Source organism: Pseudomonas sp. MF09150, assembly GCF_059862355.1.
The window spans coordinates 40,122-60,446 of sequence record NZ_JCBCUS010000005.1; the positions used below are offsets into that span (position 1 = coordinate 40,122).

Sequence of the window (20,325 nt, forward strand, 5' to 3'; positions counted from 1 at the left end):
TTCGCCAGGACTTGCTCCGGCAAAACCACCCATGAAAAAGGCCAGCCCGGTTTACCGGTGCTGGCCTTTTTTATCGGCGTGCGGGGTTCAGGCCTCGCGGGACTCGACACCCAATTCATCCCACACCGACTCGGCGAGATGGAAGGTCGCATTGGCCGCAGGAATGCCGCAGTAGATCGCGCTCTGCATGATCACTTCCTTGATCTCGCCACGGGTCACCCCGTTGTTGGCGGCGGCACGCAGGTGCAGCTTGAGCTCTTCATTGCGGTTCATGCCGATCAGCATGGAAATGGTGATCAGGCTGCGGGTATGCCGCGGCAGGCCCGGACGGGTCCAGATATCACCCCAGGCGTGGCGGGTGATCATCTCCTGGAACTCCGAGTTGAACTCGGTCAGGGCATTCAGGCTGCGATCGACGTGGGCATCACCCAGCACCGCGCGGCGCACCTGCATCCCCTCGTCATAACGTTGTTTCTCGTCCACAAGCGACTCCTCAAATGCTCTTGTCGGCCAGCAGGAATTCCACGACCCGGTCGCTGAATGCGGCGCCAGCCTGCACGTTGGACAAGTGCGCGGCGTAGAACTCGGCGTACTCGGCGCCCAGCACATGTTCCTGAATGTAATGCCCGCCCGACGGCGGCGTGACCGCATCTTCGGTACCGGAAATCACCAGGGTCGGAACCTTGATCGCCGACACCTGGTCACGGAAGTCTGCATCACGCACAGCCGCGCAGTTGGCTGCATAGCCCTCGGGCGAAGTCGCCGCCAGCATGTCGGTGATCAACTTGGCCTGGTCAGGGTGAGCTTCGGCGAAGTCCGCGGTGAACCAGCGGGCGATCGAAGCATCGCGCAACGCCACCATGGCTGCCTCGCCGTCACGCAGTACGGTTTCGATGCGCGGGTTCCAGATCGACGGCTCGCCAATCTTCGCCGAGGTGTTGCACACCACCAGCTTGTGCAGGCGCTCGCCGGCATTGATGCCCAGCCACTGGCCGATCAGGCCGCCCATGGACAGGCCGCAGAAGTACGCGCGTTCGATGTGCAAGGCATCCAGCAGCGCCAGCACGTCATGGCCCAACTGTTCAATGGTGTAGGGCCCCGGGGTGACCAGCGACTTGCCGTGGCCTCGGGTATCCATGCGCAGCACACGGAAGTGTTGGGTAAAGGCCGGGATCTGGATATCCCACATGCGCAGGCTGGTGCCCAACGAGTTGGACAGCACCAGTACCGGAGCGTGTTCCGGACCATCAAGCTGGTAGTGCAGTTCGCCATCGGCGAGTTTTACGAATGCCACAGCAGTCTCCTTCAGGCGTTCAAGGCAAAGTGTTCGGCCACCGCGCGTTCGACCCAGGTCTGGGCCTGGCCGAGGTAATGGGCCGGATCGAGCAGGCGATCCAGTTCAGCGGCCGAAAGCTCGGCACCGACCTGGGGTTCATCGCCCAGTACCGCACGCAGGTGGCGCCCTTCGGCCACCGCCCGCTTGCAGCATTGTTCCAATAGATGATGGGCCGTCTCGCGTCCCAGGCGCTGGGCCAGGGCGATGCTCACGGCTTCGGCCAATACCAGGCCGCGGGTCAGGTCGAGGTTGCTGGCCATGCGCTCGGCGTCGACCTCCAGGCCCTCGGCCACCAGCAAGGCTTGTTGCAGGGCACCGGAAACCAGGCAGCAGATCTCCGGCAGGGTTTCCCACTCGGCATGCCACAGGCCCAGGCTGCGTTCGTGCTCCTGGGGCATGGCGCTGAACATGGTCGCCAGCAGCCCGGGAACCCGGGTCGCGGTACTGATCAAAACCGCCGCGCCCACCGGATTACGCTTGTGGGGCATGGTCGATGATCCGCCCTTGCCCGGCGCCGAGGGCTCGAACACTTCCGCCGCTTCGGTCTGCATCAACAGGCTGATATCCCGTCCCAGCTTGCCCAGGCTGCCGGCGATCAGGCCAAGCGCAGCGGCGAACTCCACCAGACGGTCGCGCTGGGTGTGCCAGGGTTGTTCCGGCAGGCCCAGGTGCAGCTCGCCGGCCAATGCCTGGGCAATCGGCAATGCCTGCTCGCCGAGGGCCGCCAGGGTCCCGGAGGCGCCGCCGAACTGCAGCACCAGCAGCCGCGGCTTCAACTCCTGCAGGCGTTGCCGGCTGCGGCTGACCGCCCCCAGCCAGCCGGCGATTTTCATGCCCAGGGTGACCGGGGTCGCATGCTGCAACCAGGTCCGCCCGGCCAGCGGCGTGCCGGCATAGCGGGTGGCCTGGGCCGCAAGGATGTGCCCCAGGCGCCCCAGGTCGGCTTCGATCAAGCCCAGGGCCTGGCGCAGTTGCAGCACCAGCCCGCTGTCCATCACGTCCTGGCTGGTCGCCCCCAGGTGCACATAGCGCTCGGCCTCGGCATCGCGTTGGGCAATCTGCTTGCCCAGTGCCCTGACCAATGGAATCGCCGAGTTGCCGGCCGTGGCAATGGCTTCGCCGAGGGCCGCGAAATCATAGAGCTCGGCGCGACAGGCCGCCTCGATCGGCGCCACCGCACTCTGCGGAATCTGCCCGACGCGGGCCTCGGCTCGGGCCAGGGCCGCTTCGAAATCCAGCATGGCCTGGACCCGGCCCTGATCACAAAACACTTCACGCATGCTGCGAGCAGTGAAATAAGCATCGAACAATTGGTTGCTCGCCGGTGTACTCATAAACAATCCCTTGGAGGCACGCGCCCGTGATGGGCGCGCGCGGACAGGTCAAAGATCGTGGTGCAGATACGCCGCCTGCTTGGGCAGGCGCAGACTGAACAGGAACGCCACCGCCATCATGACCGTGACGTACCAGTAAAAGGTGTTTTCCATGCCCAGGGTCTTCAGGCCCAAGGCGACATACTCCGCCGAACCGCCGAAAATCGCATTCGCCACCGCATAAGCCAGGCCAACCCCAAGGGCCCGCACCTGAGGTGGGAACATCTCGGCTTTCACCAGACCGCTGATGGAGGTGTAGAAACTCACGATCGCCAGGGCCAGGGTGATCAGGATAAAAGCCAGGAACGGGCTGGAAACGGTTTTCAGGGTCATCAGGATCGGCACCGTGAACAAGGTCCCCAGGGCCCCGAACCAGAGCATCGAGTTCCGGCGGCCGATCTTGTCGGCCAGCATGCCGAACAACGGCTGCATGCACATATAGAGAAATAGCGCACCGGTCATGATGTAGCTGGCGGTCTTGGCGTGCATCCCGGCGGTGTTCACCAGGTACTTCTGCATATAAGTGGTGAAGGTGTAGAAAATCAGCGAGCCGCCGGCGGTGTAGCCCAACACGGTGATAAAGGCGGCGCCGTGATTCTTGAACAGCGCGACAATACTGCCCGCGTCCTTGTCTTCACGCATTTCCTTGCTGGTGGTTTCTTTCAACGTGCGGCGCAGCAACAGCGAGATCACTGCGGCAATCGCACCAATCACGAAGGGTACTCTCCAGCCCCAGGCCTTGAGCTCCTGCTCATCGAGGAACTGCTGCAGGATCACCACCACCAGTACCGCCAGCAATTGCCCGCCGATCAGGGTCACGTACTGGAAAGAGGCGAAGAAGCCGCGCTGGCCCTTGAGCGCCACTTCACTCATGTACGTGGCAGTGGTGCCGTACTCGCCGCCCACCGACAAACCCTGGAACAGCCGCGCAACTAGCAGCAACGCCGGGGCCCAGGCGCCAATCGTGGCGTAGGTCGGGAGGAAGGCGATGACCAGGGAGCCGGCGCACATCATCAGCACCGAGATCATCATCGAATTCTTGCGCCCGTGCTTGTCGGCTACCCGGCCGAACAGCCAGCCGCCGATGGGACGCATCAGAAACCCGGCGGCAAATACGCCGGCGGTGTTGAGCAACTGCACCGTGGGATCGTCGGAGGGGAAAAATGCCGGGGCGAAATAGATCGCACAAAAGGCATAGACATAGAAGTCGAACCATTCGACCAGATTGCCCGAAGACGCGCCGACGATCGCGAAGATCCTCTTGCTGCGCTCTTCACCGGTGTAGTGACTGGTTGTGCTTGTCATGGGTTTTCACTCTTTGGGGACAGTGTGAGTCTAGACACACTTGGCAACAGTCCCGTTCCCCTGTCTGCCGCCGCTGCTTGCGGCAACCCCGAAGGGCCGCCGCAGACACCGGCACCGGCGTCGCCGGTCAGTAATCGAAAAACACCGTCTCGGCCTCAGTGCCTTGCAGGATCACGTTCCACTGATACGTGCCGTCGGCATCGGCCTTGGCCAGCAAGGTGCTACGGCGCTCGGCCGGCACGCAGGCCAGCAACGGGTCGGCGGCGTTGGCCGGTTCGCCGTCGAAGTAAATGCGCGTCAGCAAGTGCTTGACCAGGCCACGGGCAAACACCAGCACCACCAGGTGCGGCGCCTGGGTCGCGCCCTTCAGGCCCGGCACCGTGCCCGGCTTGATGGTGGTGAAGCGGAAGCGCCCTTCGGCGTCCACCGGCACCCGGCCAAAACCCTGGAAGCTCGGGTCCAGGGCCTTGGCCTGGTCGTCTTCAGGGTGGTCGTACTTGCCTGCGGCATTGGCCTGCCAGATCTCCAGCATCGCGTCGTTGACGAAATCGCCATTGCCGTCCACCACCTGCCCGGTGATCGCCACGCGCTGGCCAAGGGTCTCGGCCTGGGTCAGGTCTTCGCGGTTCAGCCAGGTCAGGCCGATGTGGTAGTAGGGGCCGACGGTGTGTGAGGTGGTCGCGGTCAGCGTCATCTTATTTCTCCATCGGCGTGGCATCGCGGCCGCGCAAGACGATGTCCCAACGGTAACCGAGGGCATAGGAAGGAATGGTCTTGTCCAGGTCGAAACTGGCGATCAGGCGTTCCTTGGCACAGGTGTCCGGCACGCAGTTGTAGATCGGGTCGTAAGCCAGCAGCGGGTCGCCCGGGAAATACATCTGGGTCACCAGGCGCGTCAGCACGCTGGGGCCGAACAACGAGAAGTGGATATGGGCCGGGCGCCAGGCGTTTTCGTGGTTACCCCACGGATAGGCACCGGGCTTGATGGTCTGGAACTGATACCAGCCGTCGGCATCGGTCACGGTGCGCCCGGTGCCGGTGAAGTTCGGGTCCAGGGGGGCATCGTGCAGGTCGCGGTCATGGTTGTAGCGGCCGGCGGCGTTGGCCTGCCAGATCTCCACCAAAATGCCCGGCACCGGCAGACCGTTCTCGTCCAGGACCCGGCCGTGGATGATGATGCGCTCGCCCTGGGGCTCGCCGGCGTGTTGTGCGGTCAGGTCGTTATCGCCTTCGTGCAGCGAATCGGCACCGATGCTCGGGCCGGTGATTTCCGACAGCGAATGGGGCAGGAACACCAGCGGCTTGGAGGGCGAGCGGGTGTTGGTCGACTTGTAGGCCGGGTGCAGATAATCAGGCTGAGTACCCGCTTGCGGGCGCCGGTAACCGGGCTTGTCAATCATGGTCAATCCTCTTTTCTTATTAGACCCTGGTCACGATCGGCTGCGCTGGACTCAGGCGGCGTTGAACATGCCTGAGGGGCGCTCGCCAGATCGTGAACAGGCTCCTGGAGCGGGCGTCAGACGCGTTCGATGGCCAGCGCCAGCCCTTGGCCGACACCCACACACATGGTCGCCAGGCCTTTTTTACCGCCGGTTTTTTCCAGTTGATGCAACGCCGTCAGCACCAGACGTGCACCGCTCATGCCCAGCGGATGACCCAGGGCGATAGCGCCACCGTTCGGGTTGACCTGCGGCGCATCGTCCGCCAGGCCCAGCTCACGCAGGACCGCCAGGCCCTGGCTGGCAAAGGCTTCGTTGAGTTCGATCACGTCGAAATCGCTGACTGCCACGCCCAGGCGCTCGATCAGTTTGCGCACCGCAGGCACCGGGCCGATGCCCATGACCCGTGGTTCGACACCGGCGCTGGCCATGCCCAACACCCGGGCACGGGCCGTGAGGCCGTGTTTTTTCACCGCTTCGGCCGACGCCAGGATCAGCGCCGCGGCACCGTCGTTGACGCCCGAGGCATTGCCGGCGGTGACGGTCTTGTCCGGGCCGTTGACCGGCTTGAGCTTGGCCAGGGTTTCCAGGGAGGTATCGGCACGCGGGTGCTCATCCTGCTCGACCACGCTTTCGCCCTTTTTATGGGCAATACGCACCGGCACGATTTCCTCGGCAAAGAACCCGGCCGCCTGGGCCGCCGCCGTGCGTTGCTGGCTGCGCAGGGCAAAGGCGTCCTGGTCGGCGCGGGATACCTGGTAATCGTCCGCCACGTTGTCGGCGGTTTGTGGCATGGCATCCACGCCGTACTGGGCCTTCATCAACGGGTTGATAAAGCGCCAGCCGATGGTGGTGTCTTCCAGCTTCATGTTGCGCGAAAACGCGCTGTCGGCCTTGCCCATGACAAAGGGCGCACGGGACATCGACTCGACCCCACCGGCAATCGCCAGCTCCATCTCGCCGCTGGCAATCGCGCGGAAGGCGGTGCCGATGGCGTCCATCCCCGACGCGCACAGGCGGTTGAGGGTAACCCCGGGGATGCTTTCCGGCAGGCCGGCCAGGAGCAGCGCCATGCGTGCCACGTTGCGGTTATCTTCGCCGGCCTGGTTGGCGCAGCCGAGGAACACCTCGTCCACTGCGCTCCAGTCCACCGATGGGTTGCGTTCCATCAGCGCCTTGATCGGCACGGCTGCCAGGTCGTCGGCACGCACGGCCGACAGGCCACCGCCGAAACGGCCGATCGGGGTCCGGATCGCATCACAGATAAAGACTTCGCGCATCAGGCTTCTCCCGGTGCCTGGCCATGGGCCGCGGCGGTACGTGCTTCCAAATCGCGCAGTGCGGCCAGTTCGACTGCAGTCGGCTCGGCGGTCTGCTCGACAGTGTCGGCAAAGCGAATCGCCCAGCCGGTGGCGGCAACCACCTGCTCACGGGTCACGCCCGGGTGCAGCGCAGTGACCACGAATTCATGGCTGCCGGCTTCCGGCTCCATGATGCACAGGTCGGTGATGATCCCCACCGGACCGGCACCCGGCAAGCCCAGGCGTTTGCGGGAGTCGCCGCCTTCGCCATGGCCCACCGAGGTGATGAAATCGAGCTTGTCGACGAACGAGCGCGACGACTGCTTGAGGATGATCAATACGCTTTTCGCCGAACCGGCGATTTCCGGGGCACCACCGGCACCGGGCAAGCGCACTTTGGGGTGGTGATAGTCACCGACCACCGTGGTGTTGATGTTGCCGAAGCGGTCGACCTGGGCCGCGCCGAGGAAGCCGACGTCGATGCGCCCGCCCTGCAGCCAGTAGCGGAAGATTTCGCCGGTCGGCACCACGGTGTCGGCGGTTTCGGCCAGTTCGCCGTCACCGATCGACAGCGGCAATACGCTGGGCTTGGCACCAATCGGGCCCGATTCGTAGATCAGCACCACGTCCGGCGACGACGTCAGGCGCGCCAGGTTGGCGGCCTTGGACGGCAAGCCGATGCCGACGAAACACACCGAACCGTTCTTCAGGCGGCGGGCGGCGGCAACGGTCATCATTTCATTGGTGGAGTAAGTCATTATTTGGCCTCCGAAGCGCGGGCCAGCTTGGCCTGGAATTCACTGAAATCGGCGCTGCCGTGGATGTATTCGTTGATCCACGCGGTGAAGGTTTCACGGTCGCGGGCGATCGGATCCCAGGCCTGGTAGAAAATATTGTCACGCTCGGTGTAACCGTGGGCGTAGGACGGATGCGCACCGCCAGGTACGTGGCAGACCGCGCTCAGGGCCCAGGTCGGCAGGACACAGGCGTTCATCGGGGCGTTGAGGTCGTCGACGATCTCCTCGACGGTGACGATGCAGCGCTTGGCCGCCAGTGCCGCCTCTTTTTGCACCCCGAGGATGCCCCACAGCAGCACGTTGCCTTTACGGTCGGCCTTTTGCGCGTGGATCACGGTGATGTCCGGGCGTACCGACGGCACCGCCGCCAGCACTTCGCCGGTGAATGGGCAGGTCACGCTCTTGATCAGCGGGTTGACCTTGGGCAGGTCGGAACCGGCATAAGCACGCAGCACCGCGAACGGCAGGCCCGAGGCACCCGCCACGTAGGCGTTGGCCAGGTCGGCGTGGCTGTGCTCTTCGATTTCCAGGGCATGCGGCCATTGTTTTTCCACGGCGTCACGCAGGCGGTGCAAAGAACCGACACCGGGGTTGCCGCCCCAGGAGAAAATCAGCTTGCGAGCGCAACCGGCACCGATCAACTGGTCGTAGACCAGGTCAGGGGTCATCCGAACCAGGGTCAGGTCTTTCTTGCCTTGGCGGATGATTTCATGACCTGCGGCCGTAGGAATCAGGTGGGTGAAGCCTTCGAGCGCGACGGTATCGCCGTCGTTGACGAACTGCTTCACCGCGTCGTGCAGCGAAAGGATTTCAGCCATTGGGGGGCTCCCGATTGTTATTGAGCGACTGGACGAAAAAGGCGCGACAAGCGCTGCCTGCGTGCCCTGAAGATTAAGCCGGGGGCATGGCCCAAACAATCCGATAATCGACTGAGTGTTCGTTTATCGAACATATTGTTGTCGAGCTATCGATCCCCATGCCCTCTCCCTTTACCTCAAAACCAACCGTTCTCAAGTCGCATCCGCGTGGCTCACCATGCCCTTGATCACCACCGCCGTCGCCGCCAGGCCCGCCGGAATCACCAGCGCAGTCAGCACCTGCTCGAAGTTCCAGCCGAGCCCCAGCAAAGTAGCGCCCATCCAGGCCCCGAGAATCGCACCGAAGCGCCCGATCCCGAGCATCCACGACACGCCCGTGGCCCGCCCCTGGGTCGGATAGAACCGCGCAGCCAAGGACGGCATGGCCGATTGCGCGCCGTTGACGCACATACCCGCGATCAGCACCAGGGTTGCGAGCAGGGTGATATTGCCCAGGCTCTGCCCCACCGCGTAGGCAAAGACCCCAGCCAGCAGGTAAAAGGTGCCGATGACCTTGTGCGGATTGAACCGGTCCATGGCCCAGCCCACCGCCACTGCGCTCAGCACTCCGCCGAACTGGAACAGCGCGCCGATAAACGCCGCCTGCTCCATGCTCGCGCCACTGTCACGCATCAGGGTCGGCAGCCAGCTGGTGAGCAGGTAGACGATCACCAGCCCCATAAAATAGGTCAGCCACAGCAGCAAGGTGCCGACGCTGTAGGTGCCGGAGAAAATCACCGCAAACACATTGCGCGCCTTGACCGTCTTTTGTTCCGGCACGCTGAAGCTCGCGGCCTGGCCGACAATGGTCGGCTCAATGGGCGCCAGGGCTTTGCGCACCTTGTCGGTTCCTCGATTGCGCACCACCAGGTAACGCGCCGACTCCGGCAACCAGACCAGCAGCACCAGCGCCAGAATCAGCGGCAGGATCCCGCCGATCAGCAACAGGCTGTGCCAGCCAAACGCCGGGATCAATTTGGCGGAAATGAAACCACCACCGGCCATGCCCAGGTTGAAGCCGCAGAACATGCTGGTCACCAGCAGCGACTTGTGGCGCTCCGGGGTGTATTCGGACAGCAGCGTGGTGGCATTCGGCATGCCCGCACCCAGCCCCAGGCCGGTGAGGAAGCGCAGTACCAACAGTTGATCGACGTTAGTGCTGTAGGCCGAGGCCAGGCTGAAGGCGCCGAACAGCAGCACCGCCCCCACCAACACCACCTTGCGCCCGAAACGATCGGCCAGCGGGCCCGAACCCAGGGCACCGAAGACCATGCCGATCAGCGCCGCACTCATCACCGGCCCGAGGCTGGCGCGGTCGATGCCCCAATCCTGGGACAGTGCCGGGGCGATAAAGCCCATGGCTGCGGTGTCCAGGCCGTCGAGGAAGACAATCAGGAAGCACAGGATCACCACTCGCCACTGATAACGCGACAAGGGCTGGGCATTGATAAAGGACTGCACATCGAGGCAGTTGCCAGAAGCTGACAGGGGTTGGTTCATTATTTTTATTCCAGGGTAAAACGCAGGCGCGCCGAAGCTCGCCGAGGGTTGGTCAGGTCATTGCAAAGGAGAGAATTCCGGGATCAGGCGGCCAGGGGTCGAAGGCAGCTTCGATGAAGGCGCAGGGGGAGCATGCTCATGGGATTGGACCTCTTCTTTATTATGGGGTCGCCGTACGGCCGCCCGCTGAAACAGGGGCGGCGGCCGATGACGCTGCCGCGACATTAATAAGGCAAGGGAAAGAGCGTCAATTCGCCAAATGCGTAGTTGTGCGTTTATCGAACAGGTTAGGAAAACAGCTGGGCGCTCAGGTCTCGGCTGGCACTGAGCAGACCCGGCAGAAAACGCTGCTCCAGCTCGGTACGGCTGACCCGGCCGGCGTGGGTGCTGACGTTCAGCGCCGCCAGCACCTGGCCCGAAGCGTCATAGACCGGCACCGCGATAGAGCGCAGGCCCTGTTCCAGTTCCTGGTCGACAATGCACCAACCCTGCTGGCGAACCTGCTGCAGGCATTCGAGCAAGGCCTCTGCGGTGTGCAGGGTACGGCTGGTCTTGGCTTGCAGGTCGGCGTGCTCGAGGTATTCACGCAGGGAAGCGTCGTCCAGTGCCGCCAGCAGGATGCGGCCCATGGACGTGCAGTAGGCCGGCAGCCGTCCACCGACGGAGAGGTCCACCGAAATCAGGCGCTGGGTGGTGGCTGAACGGGCGATATATAAAATGTCATCTCCCTCCAGGGTCGCCATGTTGCAGGCTTCGTGAAGCTGCTCGCTCATGCGGTCCAGGTAAGGCTGGGCAGACACCGCCAGCGGCGTCGACGACAGATAGGCGTGTCCCAGGGTCAGCACCTTGGGCAGCAGCGAATAGGTCCGCCCGTCGGTGGTGGCGTAGCCGAGCTTGATCAGGGTATGCAGGCAGCGACGCACTGCCGCCCGGGGGATCTCGGTGCGGTGGCTGATCTGGGCGATGGTCAGGTGGCGCTTGCGCTCTTGAAATGCCTGGACCACGGCCAGGCCACGGGCCAGAGAGGTCATGAAATCCGGATCACCGGTCAACGCCTGAATCCTCTTCGCCGGAGAGGCAACAATCGGAGGCGCCACCGAGGCGAAGGAATTGCGCAATTGATCGTTCATTTCATGCTCTCTGCGTCGAAGTTCGGCCTTATTACAAGCCGTATTGGAGAAAATGCACAAGCCGGTACAGCCAACATTGGGCGATTATCGAACCATCGGCCGATAATCGCAATCAGATGAGGTTCAGCATCAAAAACCGCCATTTGCGCCGGGCGTCATAAAAAATCCACAGGGCGACGTTATCTTCCCCGCACTGCAACATTGCCGCCCCCTTGATTTACCCGATAACTTGCCCCATCTAACCTGAAGACCCCACAGCCTGTACTGCCTGGCAACAGAAGGCATTAGTGATTAAAACTTTCGTGTAATAAAAGCCTCATATGTAATGACGCTTTTTAACTTATCGACGATAGAGTTGTTCATGACCCTCGCTATAATGTAAAACGGTGAGGTTCACAGCATTCTTTGCTTTGATCACTCCATCACCCAGGCAACGCATCATTGCATGCTGTTTCCTGTCGCAAGTGTCTACCCTCCGTCATTGACCCGGTAAAAGCGCTTGCAGGAAGTAAATGAAGACTGTTGCTACGACAGTTGTTCTTGAATCGGTGGCGTGGCCGCGTGCAACAAGGACATGACTTGGCGAACTCCAATGGCAACCTCGGTGCTGCAATGGATCCGAGTACCCGTGAGTTGATGAGTCATGCACCGGGCAATGCGTATCACCGATTTTTATCCCACTTAATTAGGTAACACTGTGACGAAAGACGAACTGCGCGCGGAACTTGAGCGCCAGGAACAACGTTACAAGGAAGTTTACGGCGGGGAAGTCACCACCTACGCCGCTCAGCCTGAACCGGAACGCAAACCATGGCGTAAACGCGCCAGCATTCTTGACCAGGCCTTCACTCAAGAACTGCAAAAGATGGAACAAGAACTCAAGGCCGATCATCCTTGACGACTGTTGCCTGAACTCTTCAAGGCTGGCCACCTGTTCGACCCGATTACCGCGGACGACAGGGCTGGCCACCGGCGCTCGTTACCCTCGGGCGACCTATTGCCTCCATCGACCGGAGCGAGGCATTTGGCCGCGGCCAGCCCTGAAGAGTAAATTTCATACAGTCGTTTGAATGATCGACTGTCCCCGCCCCGCGCCCTCTCCCGGGACTGCACCCTGCAAAATCAATGACTTGCCCGACCTTCCGGCAACCCGAGGAAAAGCTGCCCTGGGTCAGTTTTTTCATTGAAGAATGTTACCGATGAGCACCTTGTGCATTGATTACCAGGGTTTTCTGGCATAATCGCGCCCCCTTATGACCGGGTCAGAAAACCTTCATGATCGATTTATTCAGCGGACTGGATGCTTGGGTTCTTGTGAGCCTGTTGCTCGCCCTGGCCTTTGTCCTCGCCTTCGAGTTCATCAACGGCTTTCATGACACCGCTAACGCGGTTGCCACTGTTATCTACACCAAAGCCATGCCTCCTCATCTGGCAGTGTTCTTTTCCGGGGTGTTCAACTTCCTCGGAGTGCTGCTCGGCGGTGTTGGCGTGGCGTATGCCATCGTCCATTTGCTGCCGGTCGAGCTGCTGATCAACGTCAACACCGGCCACGGGCTGGCGATGGTGTTCTCGCTGCTGGCCGCCGCCATCACCTGGAACCTGGGCACCTGGTACTTCGGTATCCCGGCCTCCAGCTCCCACACCCTGATCGGCTCGATCCTGGGGGTCGGCCTGGCCAACGCCCTGATCAACGACATTCCGCTGGCGGATGGGGTCAACTGGCAGAAAGCGATCGATATCGGCGCCTCGCTGGTGTTCTCGCCGATGGCCGGTTTCCTGGTGGCTGGCCTGGTGCTGGTCGGCTTGAAGTGGTGGCGCCCGCTGTCGAAGATGCACAAGACCCCGGACCAACGCCGCAAGCTGGACGACAAGAAGCACCCACCGTTCTGGAATCGCCTGGTGCTGGTGATCTCCGCCATGGCGGTCAGCTTCGTGCACGGCTCCAACGACGGTCAGAAAGGCATCGGCCTGATCATGCTGGTGCTGATCGGTATCGTGCCTGCGCAGTTCGTACTCGACCTGGGCAGCACCACTTACCAGATCGAGCGCACCCGCGATGCCACCTTGCACCTCAATCAGTTCTATCAGCGCAACAACGAGACCCTGGGTGAGTTCCTGGCCCTGGGTAAAAGCGTTAAAGATGACCTCCCGGGTAAATTCCGTTGCAATCCGCAACAGACCGAACCGACCATCAACGCCCTCCTCGGCACGCTCAAGGGCGTCTCCGACTACCACTCGCTGAGTTCCGAGCACCGCATCGAAGTTCGCCGTTACCTGCTGTGCCTGGACGACACCGCGAAGAAAGTCGGCAAGTTGCCAGGGCTTGATGCCCGTGAAAAATCCGACCTCGACAAGCTGCGTAAAGACCTGACCGCCACCACCGAGTACGCCCCGTTCTGGGTGATTCTCGCCGTTGCACTGGCCCTGGGCCTGGGCACTATGGTCGGCTGGAAGCGCGTGGTACTGACCATCGGCGAAAAAATCGGCAAGCAGGGCATGACCTACGCCCAGGGCATGTCGGCGCAGATCACCACGGCCAGCATGATCGGCCTGGCCAACATCTTCAGCCTGCCGGTGTCGACCACCCACGTGCTGTCCTCGGGTGTGGCCGGGACCATGGTCGCCAACAAGAGCGGACTGCAGGGCGGTACCGTGAAGACCATCCTGATGGCCTGGGTCCTGACCCTGCCGGCAACGGTCGGCTTGTCGGCCGGTCTGTTCTGGCTGGCATCGAAGGCCCTCGGTTCCTGATAGCTCAGGCCGAACAAAAAAAAGGTGCGCCCTGCGGGTCGCACCTTTTTTTATGTCCAGCCGCCAGCGGCGCATCTGGTTTTTTCAAGGCAAAAAAAAGGGCAACCGAAGTTGCCCAAAATGCCTTGCGTGCTCGTATAACTGGAAAGATCGACGTTGATCTATGGTTTTTTACGCTTGTTCGCGTCTTTCCAGATGAAGAATCCAAACCCTGCGAAAAACAGAACCATGAGGCCGACAGTCAGCACTCCGGCGATCACCACATTATCGAAAAACATGACTGGCCTCCTGCTCTTGCCCTGTTGCGATGGGGCTAAGTTAACCAAAGAGGCGGGGGGATAAATTGACCGGGGTCAATGTCGCCCAAGACAGGGCGACAGGGAGGGGGAATAACTGATCCACATCAACAGAAAACCGCCTGTTCAGCGCTTTTTCGGTTTGTTTTTCGGTTTTTTCTTGGCTTTGCCCAACGGCATCGCCTGCTCGAATGCCTGGCGCACTTCATTCAGGCGCTTGTCATTGAGGTCATGCACCCGCTTGGCACGTTCGGTGTTGAGATCGATCAGTTTGTCGTCTTGGCTCATGGCGTCGGCTTGCGTCTAGTAAGGGTCAATGCCCGCCGCGTGCTCATCCTGGATGAGAGCTGCGGCTGAGGCGAATGCGCCAATAATGCGGCGCCCGGCAACGCTTGACCAGCCATGAGGGACTTGCCGGAGTGGCAGTGCCTCAGACTTCGACGTCGACCCACAGCCCCTGGCGCGGCGCATCTTCCATCAGCGGTACCACGGGCACCGTGTTGTCGGCGTTGAGTTCATCACCGGGGATCGCCAGGTGCTCCTCGGGATCGTCCTCGGCTTCGCGCTGGCGCTTTTGGCGTTCCTGCTGGCGTTGCTGCTCTTCGCGCAACAGCAGCGCCGACTGCTCGGTGTCGCGCTTTTTCAGGTCGATCGTGCTTTCGTTGGAACTCTGTTGCACAGGCACCACTGGCGGGATGTCCGGGCGTGGCCGGATCGGGTCCTGCTGTGAAGTGATGGGCACGGCACTCAAGGGGAGCATCGGTGGCAGCATATTATTGGTCTCCTGTCGGCAGGCTGTCGGCTGCGGCAACGACGACTTGAGCCATCTGTCGCAAACTTGTGACCCAGTCGTCAGCCAATGGTGCCCCAGAGCCCGACAAATAATGCGATGCGCTACCTTTTATCCAGGCTGTTTTGATCAGAGTTCTTTGGTCTCGGGGCCTCGTTCCGTTAAGATAGTCGGCTTTTTCAAGGCGGGAGTCAGGCAGCATGGCGCAGCAGTATCAACCGGGGCAACGCTGGATTAGTGACAGCGAAGCTGAGCTAGGTTTAGGCACCGTTCTGGCACAGGACGGTCGCTTGCTCACCGTGCTCTATCCGGCCACTGGCGACACTCGCCAGTATGCGCTACGGAATGCGCCCCTCACTCGCGTGAGGTTTTCGCCGGGTGACAGCATCACCCACTTCGAAGGCTGGAAAATGACCGTGCAAGAAGTCGACGACGTCGACGGCCTGCTGGTCTACCACGGCCTCAATGGGCAGAACGAGCAGGTCACCCTGCCGGAAACCCAGCTCTCGAACTTCATCCAGTTCCGCTTGGCCAGCGACCGGCTGTTCGCCGGCCAGATCGACCCCCTGGCCTGGTTCTCCCTGCGTTATCACACCCTGGAGCACACCAGCCGCCAGTTGCAGTCTTCGCTGTGGGGCCTGGGCGGCGTACGCGCCCAGCCAATCGCCCACCAGTTGCACATTGCCCGTGAAGTCGCCGACCGCATCGCCCCGCGCGTATTGCTGGCCGACGAAGTGGGCCTGGGCAAGACCATCGAAGCCGGCCTGGTGATCCATCGCCAACTGCTGTCGGGCCGCGCCAACCGGGTGTTGATCCTGGTGCCGGAAAACCTGCAGCACCAATGGCTGGTGGAAATGCGCCGCCGCTTCAACCTGCAGGTCGCGCTGTTCGACGAAGAACGCTTTATCGAAAGCGATGCCAGCAACCCCTTCGAAGACACCCAGCTCGCACTGGTGGCCCTGGAATGGCTGGTGGACGACGAAAAGGCCCAGGACGCGCTGTTCGCCGCCGGCTGGGACCTGATGGTGGTCGACGAAGCCCACCACCTGGTGTGGCACGAAGACCAGGCCAGCCCTGAGTATTCGCTGGTCGAGCAACTGGCCGAAACCATTCCCGGCGTCCTGCTGTTGACCGCGACCCCGGAACAACTGGGCCAGGACAGCCACTTCGCCCGGCTGCGCCTGCTTGACCCCAATCGTTTCCACGACCTCAAGGCATTCCGCGCCGAGAGCGAGAACTATCGCCCGGTGGCCGAAGCCGTGCAGGAGCTGCTGGATCAGGGTCGCCTGTCGCCAAAAGCGCACAAGACCATCCAGGGTTTCCTGGGTAATGAAGGCGAAGCCCTGCTGACTGCGGTCAACGATGGCGACACCGAAGCCAGCGCGCGCCTGGTGCGTGAGCTGCTCGACCGCCACGGCACCGGTCGCGTGCTGTTCCGCAACACCCGCGCCGCCGTGCAAGGTTTCCCCGAGCGCAAACTGCACCCTTACCCGCTGCCGTGCCCGGACGAATACCTCGAACTGCCCCTGGGCGAGCACGCCGAGCTGTACCCGGAAGTCAGCTTCCAGGCCCAGCCGGACACCGACGAAGAACAACGCTGGTGGCGCTTCGACCCACGGGTCGAGTGGCTGATCGACCAGCTGAAGATGCTCAAGCGCACCAAGGTCCTGGTGATCTGTGCCCACGCCGAAACCGCCATGGATCTGGAAGACGCCCTGCGCGTGCGCTCCGGCACCCCGGCCACGGTATTCCACGAAGGCATGAACATCCTTGAGCGCGACCGCGCCGCCGCGTACTTCGCCGATGAAGAATTCGGTGCCCAGGTGCTGATCTGCTCGGAAATCGGCAGTGAAGGTCGCAACTTCCAGTTCGCCCACCACCTGGTGCTGTTCGACCTGCCTTCGCACCCGGACTTGCTGGAGCAACGCATCGGCCGTCTGGACCGGATCGGTCAGAAGCACGTCATCGAAGTCCACGTGCCGTACCTGGAAACCAGCCCGCAAGAGCGCCTGTTCCAGTGGTACCACGAAGCGCTGAACGCCTTCCTCAACACCTGCCCGACCGGCAACGCCTTGCAGCATCAGTTCGGCCCACGCCTGCTGCCGCTGCTGGAAAACGCCGATGACGGCGAGTGGCAAGCCCTGATCGACGAAGCCCGTGCCGAGCGCGAGCGTCTGGAACAGGAGCTGCACACCGGCCGCGACCGCCTGCTGGAGCTCAACTCCGGCGGTGCCGGCGAAGGTGATGCGCTGGTGGAGGCGATCCTCGAACAGGACGATCAATTCGCCCTGCCGATCTACATGGAGACGCTGTTCGACGCCTTTGGCATCGACAGCGAAGACCATTCGGAAAACGCCCTGATCCTCAAGCCTAGCGAGAAAATGCTCGACGCCAGCTTCCCCCTGGGCGACGACGAAGGCGTGACCATCACCTACGACCGCAACCAGGCGCTGTCTCGCGAAGACATGCAGTTCATCACCTGGGAACACCCAATGGTGCAGGGCGGCATGGACCTGGTGCTGTCCGGCTCCATGGGCAATACCGCAGTAGCGCTGATCAAGAACAAGGCGCTCAAACCTGGCACCGTGCTGCTTGAGCTGTTGTATGTCAGCGAAGTGGTCGCCCCGCGCTCCCTGCAACTGGGCCGCTACCTGCCACCGGCCGCCCTGCGCTGCCTGCTGGACGCCAATGGCAACGACCTGTCGGCACGCGTCGCCTTCGAGACCCTCAACGAGCAGCTGGAAAGCGTGCCGCGGGCCAGCGCCAACAAGTTCATCCAGGCCCAGCGCGATCAGCTGACGCCCCGGATCAACGCCGGCGAAGAGAAAATCGCCCCGCGCCATGCCGAGCGTGTGGCCGAAGCCCAGCGTCGCCTGGCAGCTGACACCGACGAAGAACTGGCGCGCCTGACCGCCCTGCAAGCGGTCAACCCGACCGTGCGCGACAGCGAACTGGTGGCCCTGCGCCAACAACGCGAGCAAGGCCTGGCCATGCTCGACAAGGCGGCGCTGCGACTGGAAGCGATTCGGGTGTTGGTAGCCGGTTGATCACCGCCCTGCCCTGCTGAAACAAAAGGCCCGCGCAATGCGGGCCTTTTTTTGCCTTTGCGGGCGACTTCCAAGGATAAAAAAGCCCGCTGGGGAGGCGGGCTAACAGGGTTCATTAACGGTAGGGAGCTGAACCTGTGTCGCCAAGGACGCTGGCGGGCAAACCAGTTTCAGCCTAGGCGCAACAGCATTCAGCCCTGGAAACACCCCGCGAGGAGGATTATCTTCGCGGCACTGACAACAGCTGAAAACCAGGGCCACACGACCATCACCAGATAGAAGTCTTTGTGTGCGGCCTTGGTTGATCGCTTAACGAATGCTGCGGATGCTGCCTTTGTTACCTTTAACCGTCACCGAGACCTTCTTGAATACGAAGTAGTCTTCTTCAGTGACTTCATAACGAGGCGCAACAATCAGGTCGGCACCGGAAGCTTTGACTGCTTTGAAAGCCGCTGCCGATTTGACGGCTGCAACGGGATCAAGCCCCAGACCACCTAGACCACCCGAAGATTGGCCGCCGTAGGAAACACCATCGGCAAATTGGCTATCCCCGCCGAACTTGAACACACCAAAAAGCACATTGACCGAAGACTGGCCGGATATCGCCTCCCCGACCGCAACATCGGCCTTGAGGTCGGCTTTGACTTGGCTGTCAATCGGCGCCGAAGGTTGACTCATGTTGTAGCTCACGCAACCAGTGGCGCTAGCGATGATAGTGGAGAGAGCAATGACCTTGAAAACCGTTTTCACGAAAACCTTCCTTATTGCCTAAGTCAGACGAACGCATCCGAAGCTGGACACCTTTCCCGATGAAGCCGGGGTCCAGACACTAGCAATACAAAAAAGCCACCAACATGAGAAATTTCCCAAATATCCGCCAGAAACAACTGACGCATAGTGCGGCCTGAGCGCCTCTACAGCCCTGCCCTTCCCGCGAAACGCCCACCGATGACTGGGCGATTCCGACCATTGAGACTCACGAGACCACGGCTGCCACGATCGGCCTTTCACTCGCCACCAACCCCTCCTTCATCTGCTTCGCATCCTTCACAAAACTGCGCGAGGCCTGAAACAGAAACAGCATGGTCAAAAACAGTGCAACCGGAATCAGGTACATGGCGTCATGCAAGCCGACGGCCTTGAAGGCCTCGGTCATTTGCTCGGCACCGGCGGCGTACATCGCCGAGTGGGCAAAATGGTCGGACAGCCCGCCCACCACCACCGGCCCCAGGCCACCGCCCAGCAGGTACAGACCGGCAAAAAACAGGGCCATCGCCGTGGCCCGCAGCCGTGGCTCGACCACGTCCTGGATCGCCGTATAGACACAGGTGTAGAAGTTGTAGGCAAACAGCCAGCCGACACTGAACAGCGCGACAAACACGCCGATCTCAATCCGCCCGGCATGCAGCGCCCAGGCGGTGCACAGGGTGGAGATGATCAGACTGCAGGCGGCAAACAGCAGGCGCCCATTGGCTACGCGCTGGTGAATCTTGTCGGCGATCCAGCCGCCCAAGGTCAGGCCGATCAGGCCGGTCACCCCGACGATCACCCCGGTGGCCACGGCGGCCTCCTGCAGTGGCATCAGGAAATAACGCTGGAGCATCGGCACCAGGAACGAGTTGCAGGCATAGGTGGCGAAGTTGAAGCACAGGCCGGCCAGCACCAGCCAGAGAAAGGTCGGGATCGCCAGTACCCGGCGGATCGGCCGGTCCACCGGCTCCTGGGAAATCTTTACCGTCTCGGCGGCGCCTCGTGCCGGCTCCTTGATGAAGAACATGAATACCGCCAGCAGCAGGCCCGGCACGGCGGCGATAAAGAACGGCGCGCGCCAGCTGTCGAAGGCCTTGACCATCGCGCCGATGGTGAAGAACGCCAGCAGCAGCCCCAGGGGCAGGCCCAGCATGAAGATGCCCATGGCCCGGGCCCGACGGTGCGCGGGAAACAGGTCACCGATCAGCGAGTTGGCCGCCGGGGCATAACTGGCCTCGCCAATGCCCACCCCCATGCGCACGATCAGAAAGCTCCAGAAACTGCCCACCAGCCCGTTGACCGCCGTCAGCCCGCTCCACACCGCCAGGCCCCAGCCCATCAGTTTGCTGCGCGAGCCGGTATCGGCCATACGCCCCAGGGGCAGGCCGGCAATGGCGTAGACGATGGTAAAGGCGGTGCCGATGATCCCCAGCTGGAAGTCACTGAGGTGCCATTCCATGCGGATCGGCTCGATGATGATGGCCGGGATGGTGCGATCGAAAAAGTTGAACAGGTTCGCCAGAAACAACAGGAATAGAATGCGCCAGGCATTCGCCGCTTGGGTCGAGTTGTGCATGGTTCGGTCTCTTTATTGTTATTCGGCCAGACGCAAGCGAGCCTGGAAACTGCAATCTAGTCAGCCCTGCCGCACCT

The 20,325-nt window shown here is 61.9% G+C and carries 19 protein-coding genes; 3 read left to right on the forward strand and 16 right to left on the reverse strand.

Features of this window, described 5'->3' with window-relative positions:
• Window positions 1–87: 87 nt before the first annotated feature.
• The 11 genes from pcaC to pcaR all read right to left on the reverse strand — a co-directional run bounded on the left by pcaC (window position 88) and on the right by pcaR (window position 11,038).
• Window positions 88–483, reverse strand: coding sequence for a 4-carboxymuconolactone decarboxylase (gene pcaC, locus AC19YX_RS19080; RefSeq protein WP_078470186.1), 396 nt, complete (start codon window positions 481–483; stop codon window positions 88–90).
• A 10-nt stretch (window positions 484–493) separates the two neighbouring features.
• Entirely contained in the window at window positions 494–1,294 is an 801-nt protein-coding gene (pcaD, locus tag AC19YX_RS19085) for a 3-oxoadipate enol-lactonase (protein ID WP_421547903.1), read from the reverse strand.
• 11 nt (window positions 1,295–1,305) lie between these two features.
• Window positions 1,306–2,670, reverse strand: coding sequence for a 3-carboxy-cis,cis-muconate cycloisomerase (locus AC19YX_RS19090; RefSeq protein ID WP_500606781.1), 1,365 nt, complete (start codon window positions 2,668–2,670; stop codon window positions 1,306–1,308).
• A gap of 48 nt (window positions 2,671–2,718) precedes the next feature.
• Window positions 2,719–4,014, reverse strand: coding sequence for an MFS family transporter (locus AC19YX_RS19095; protein WP_500606782.1), 1,296 nt, complete (start codon window positions 4,012–4,014; stop codon window positions 2,719–2,721).
• 127 nt (window positions 4,015–4,141) lie between these two features.
• Window positions 4,142–4,708: a protocatechuate 3,4-dioxygenase subunit alpha gene (gene pcaG, locus AC19YX_RS19100; RefSeq protein WP_500606783.1), complete on the reverse strand. Its 567-nt coding sequence runs from the start codon at window positions 4,706–4,708 to the stop codon at window positions 4,142–4,144.
• A 1-nt stretch (window position 4,709) separates the two neighbouring features.
• The gene (pcaH, locus tag AC19YX_RS19105) at window positions 4,710–5,414 is read right to left on the reverse strand and encodes a protocatechuate 3,4-dioxygenase subunit beta (protein WP_500606784.1); all 705 of its coding nucleotides are present in this window, start codon (window positions 5,412–5,414) and stop codon (window positions 4,710–4,712) included.
• A 116-nt stretch (window positions 5,415–5,530) separates the two neighbouring features.
• Window positions 5,531–6,736 carry a 3-oxoadipyl-CoA thiolase gene (gene pcaF, locus AC19YX_RS19110; RefSeq protein ID WP_500606943.1) on the reverse strand — a complete coding sequence of 402 codons (1,206 nt, stop codon included), beginning with the start codon at window positions 6,734–6,736 and terminating at the stop codon, window positions 5,531–5,533.
• Window positions 6,733–7,515 carry a CoA-transferase subunit beta gene (locus AC19YX_RS19115; RefSeq protein ID WP_500606944.1) on the reverse strand — a complete coding sequence of 261 codons (783 nt, stop codon included), beginning with the start codon at window positions 7,513–7,515 and terminating at the stop codon, window positions 6,733–6,735. Before AC19YX_RS19115 ends, pcaF begins: the two co-directional genes overlap by 4 nt.
• On the reverse strand, window positions 7,512–8,369 hold the full coding sequence (locus tag AC19YX_RS19120; RefSeq protein WP_500606785.1) for a CoA transferase subunit A: 858 nt from the start codon (window positions 8,367–8,369) through the stop codon (window positions 7,512–7,514). The genes AC19YX_RS19115 and AC19YX_RS19120 overlap by 4 nt, the downstream gene beginning before the upstream one ends.
• Before the next feature lie 192 nt (window positions 8,370–8,561).
• A complete protein-coding gene (pcaK, locus tag AC19YX_RS19125) occupies window positions 8,562–9,908 on the reverse strand; it encodes a 4-hydroxybenzoate transporter PcaK (RefSeq protein ID WP_078470177.1) in 1,347 nt (448 codons plus the stop codon).
• 287 nt (window positions 9,909–10,195) lie between these two features.
• Window positions 10,196–11,038 carry a pca regulon transcriptional regulator PcaR gene (gene pcaR, locus AC19YX_RS19130; protein ID WP_078470176.1) on the reverse strand — a complete coding sequence of 281 codons (843 nt, stop codon included), beginning with the start codon at window positions 11,036–11,038 and terminating at the stop codon, window positions 10,196–10,198.
• A gap of 697 nt (window positions 11,039–11,735) precedes the next feature.
• On the opposite strand from pcaR, the gene AC19YX_RS19135 reads away from it, so the two are divergent.
• Window positions 11,736–11,936: a hypothetical protein gene (locus tag AC19YX_RS19135; protein ID WP_020299072.1), complete on the forward strand. Its 201-nt coding sequence runs from the start codon at window positions 11,736–11,738 to the stop codon at window positions 11,934–11,936.
• Window positions 11,937–12,313: 377 nt separating this feature from the next.
• Window positions 12,314–13,789, forward strand: a complete 1,476-nt coding sequence (locus AC19YX_RS19140; protein WP_078470175.1) for an inorganic phosphate transporter — start codon at window positions 12,314–12,316, stop codon at window positions 13,787–13,789.
• A gap of 161 nt (window positions 13,790–13,950) precedes the next feature.
• Here AC19YX_RS19140 and ccoM read toward each other — a convergent pair whose 3' ends face one another.
• The 3 genes from ccoM to AC19YX_RS19155 form a co-directional block, all read right to left on the reverse strand.
• Entirely contained in the window at window positions 13,951–14,067 is a 117-nt protein-coding gene (gene ccoM / locus AC19YX_RS19145) for a cytochrome c oxidase subunit CcoM (RefSeq protein ID WP_015634423.1), read from the reverse strand.
• A 144-nt stretch (window positions 14,068–14,211) separates the two neighbouring features.
• Window positions 14,212–14,373, reverse strand: coding sequence for a hypothetical protein (locus AC19YX_RS19150; protein WP_020299074.1), 162 nt, complete (start codon window positions 14,371–14,373; stop codon window positions 14,212–14,214).
• A 142-nt stretch (window positions 14,374–14,515) separates the two neighbouring features.
• A complete protein-coding gene (locus AC19YX_RS19155; RefSeq protein WP_078470174.1) occupies window positions 14,516–14,857 on the reverse strand; it encodes an aspartate-semialdehyde dehydrogenase in 342 nt (113 codons plus the stop codon).
• Window positions 14,858–15,075: 218 nt separating this feature from the next.
• Between AC19YX_RS19155 and rapA the strand changes: the two genes are divergently transcribed.
• Complete coding sequence (gene rapA / locus AC19YX_RS19160) at window positions 15,076–17,922, forward strand: RNA polymerase-associated protein RapA (RefSeq protein WP_078470173.1); 2,847 nt, start codon at window positions 15,076–15,078, stop codon at window positions 17,920–17,922.
• A 309-nt stretch (window positions 17,923–18,231) separates the two neighbouring features.
• On the opposite strand, the gene AC19YX_RS19165 is transcribed toward rapA, so the two are convergent.
• Window positions 18,232–18,672: a hypothetical protein gene (locus AC19YX_RS19165; RefSeq protein WP_078470172.1), complete on the reverse strand. Its 441-nt coding sequence runs from the start codon at window positions 18,670–18,672 to the stop codon at window positions 18,232–18,234.
• A gap of 226 nt (window positions 18,673–18,898) precedes the next feature.
• Window positions 18,899–20,248: a spinster family MFS transporter gene (locus tag AC19YX_RS19170; protein WP_421547907.1), complete on the reverse strand. Its 1,350-nt coding sequence runs from the start codon at window positions 20,246–20,248 to the stop codon at window positions 18,899–18,901.
• Window positions 20,249–20,325: the final 77 nt, after the last annotated feature.

What these genes read in the sequence shown, in the direction of transcription:
- AC19YX_RS19150 (WP_020299074.1), bottom strand. Translation starts at nt 14,373, where the DNA reads ATGAGCCAAGACGACAAACTGATCGATCTCAACACCGAACGTGCCAAG.
- pcaK (WP_078470177.1), bottom strand. Translation starts at nt 9,908, where the DNA reads ATGAACCAACCCCTGTCAGCTTCTGGCAACTGCCTCGATGTGCAGTCC.
- AC19YX_RS19170 (WP_421547907.1), bottom strand. Translation starts at nt 20,248, where the DNA reads ATGCACAACTCGACCCAAGCGGCGAATGCCTGGCGCATTCTATTCCTG.
- pcaH (WP_500606784.1), bottom strand. Translation starts at nt 5,414, where the DNA reads ATGATTGACAAGCCCGGTTACCGGCGCCCGCAAGCGGGTACTCAGCCT.
- AC19YX_RS19155 (WP_078470174.1), bottom strand. Translation starts at nt 14,857, where the DNA reads ATGCTGCCACCGATGCTCCCCTTGAGTGCCGTGCCCATCACTTCACAG.
- pcaG (WP_500606783.1), bottom strand. Translation starts at nt 4,708, where the DNA reads ATGACGCTGACCGCGACCACCTCACACACCGTCGGCCCCTACTACCAC.
- AC19YX_RS19090 (WP_500606781.1), bottom strand. Translation starts at nt 2,670, where the DNA reads ATGAGTACACCGGCGAGCAACCAATTGTTCGATGCTTATTTCACTGCT.
- pcaR (WP_078470176.1), bottom strand. Translation starts at nt 11,038, where the DNA reads ATGAACGATCAATTGCGCAATTCCTTCGCCTCGGTGGCGCCTCCGATT.
- rapA (WP_078470173.1), top strand. Translation starts at nt 15,076, where the DNA reads ATGGCGCAGCAGTATCAACCGGGGCAACGCTGGATTAGTGACAGCGAA.
- AC19YX_RS19095 (WP_500606782.1), bottom strand. Translation starts at nt 4,014, where the DNA reads ATGACAAGCACAACCAGTCACTACACCGGTGAAGAGCGCAGCAAGAGG.
- AC19YX_RS19120 (WP_500606785.1), bottom strand. Translation starts at nt 8,369, where the DNA reads ATGGCTGAAATCCTTTCGCTGCACGACGCGGTGAAGCAGTTCGTCAAC.
- AC19YX_RS19140 (WP_078470175.1), top strand. Translation starts at nt 12,314, where the DNA reads ATGATCGATTTATTCAGCGGACTGGATGCTTGGGTTCTTGTGAGCCTG.
- ccoM (WP_015634423.1), bottom strand. Translation starts at nt 14,067, where the DNA reads ATGTTTTTCGATAATGTGGTGATCGCCGGAGTGCTGACTGTCGGCCTC.